This is a genomic window from Flavobacterium sp. ZB4R12, assembly GCF_048276375.1.
Taxonomy (GTDB): domain Bacteria; phylum Bacteroidota; class Bacteroidia; order Flavobacteriales; family Flavobacteriaceae; genus Flavobacterium; species Flavobacterium gawalongense.
Genome location: NZ_JBLNKS010000050.1, coordinates 1 through 1,327, shown reverse-complemented (window position 1 = coordinate 1,327; position 1,327 = coordinate 1). Strand labels below are relative to the sequence as shown.

Here is a 1,327-nt window from a genome sequence, read left to right as displayed (position 1 = left end):
GCTGTTGAACTAAACCTTCGGTAGCACCAATCTGAATTTTAATTACTTTGCTAATATAATTAAAAAACAGTATTATGACTACAAAAAAAAGCATCCCGATGCCTTAAGAGAAAACAAAATTCTCAATCAAGCCAAGCGCGAAGTTCCCGGATTTGAGGAACTGTTAAAACGTTTTGAGCGAACGGTTTCCGTTTTAGGCAGAAGCCAAAGTACTTTCAATAATTATTCCCGTCACGTGGCGGCTATATCGCTTTATTACGGCAAAATTCCGACTGAACTCGATCCTGAACAAGTACAGGACTACTTGTTTTATCAACAAAAAAAGTCCAAAACTCCCTCGCAAACGTATTTTAAACACTGCGTTTATGGTCTTCGGTTTTTGCTAAAATCCGAAGGCTTGCCTTATGAATTCCTGCGTTTGCCCTCGATAAAGCACGAAAAAAAACTCCCGGTTGTTTTGAGCAAGGAAGAAGTTTGGGCAATGCTCCAAGCTGCCAAACTACTCAAACACAAAATCCTCATTGGCTTGCTTTATGGTTGTGGACTTCGCTGTATGGAAGCACGCAGTGTACGATTGCAGGATTTGGATTTCGATAGAAAACAACTCAAAGTGGTGCAGGGCAAAGGTAAAAAAGACCGTTATGTGCCACTTTCGGTGCATTTGATTCGGGGTTTAAAAAAGTACATCGAAGCCGAAAAACCCCAAGAGTATCTTTTCAACGGTCAGCCTTTGCCTAATGGAGCAGGAGGCGATTTTGACAATCGTTATTCACAACGAGGCGTTCAATGGGCAGTGAAGCAAGTCTCCAAGGCAGCAGGTATTATAAAAGAAGTTCATACCCACACACTTCGGCATAGTTACGCCACGCATTTACTCGAAGATGGAATGGATATTATGACCCTGAAAGACCTTTTGGGACACCAAAACATCGAAACCACGATGGAGTATCTGCAGATTGCCCAACTCGAAAGCCAGCGTATTTTTAGTCCATTGGATACCCTTTTTGCAAAATGCAGCCGCAGTTTGAAGTAGCGGATGTACTGCGGAAAATTGGTTCAAAAATTGAAAACTATGGATTAAATACTTGGCAACTGCGCACGCTTTCGGCCATCAAAAAATGTCGAACGGCACAATTGGGTGGTCATATTGATGCTTGTGATAGTTGTGGCAACCTCATTATAAGTTACAACAGTTGCCGCAATCGGCATTGCCCGAAGTGCCAGGGCAAGAATCGGGAAGATTGGATAGAAAAAAGAGAAACGGAACTTTTGCCCGTACCATACTTTCACTTGGTTTTTACCTTGGCCGATAGCATCAATTCTTTGG

Annotated in this window: 2 protein-coding genes; both read left to right on the top strand. The window is 42.3% G+C overall.

All coding sequences use genetic code 11. From position 1 onward, the window contains the following. Positions 1-418: 418 nt before the first annotated feature. The gene (locus ACNO7W_RS16365; RefSeq protein WP_417938926.1) at positions 419-1,033 is read left to right on the top strand and encodes a tyrosine-type recombinase/integrase; all 615 of its coding nucleotides are present in this window, start codon (positions 419-421) and stop codon (positions 1,031-1,033) included. Beyond that, on the top strand, positions 1,012-1,327 hold a 316-nt coding region (locus tag ACNO7W_RS16360; RefSeq protein WP_417938925.1), incomplete at its 3' end, for a transposase zinc-binding domain-containing protein. The genes ACNO7W_RS16365 and ACNO7W_RS16360, both read left to right, overlap by 22 nt.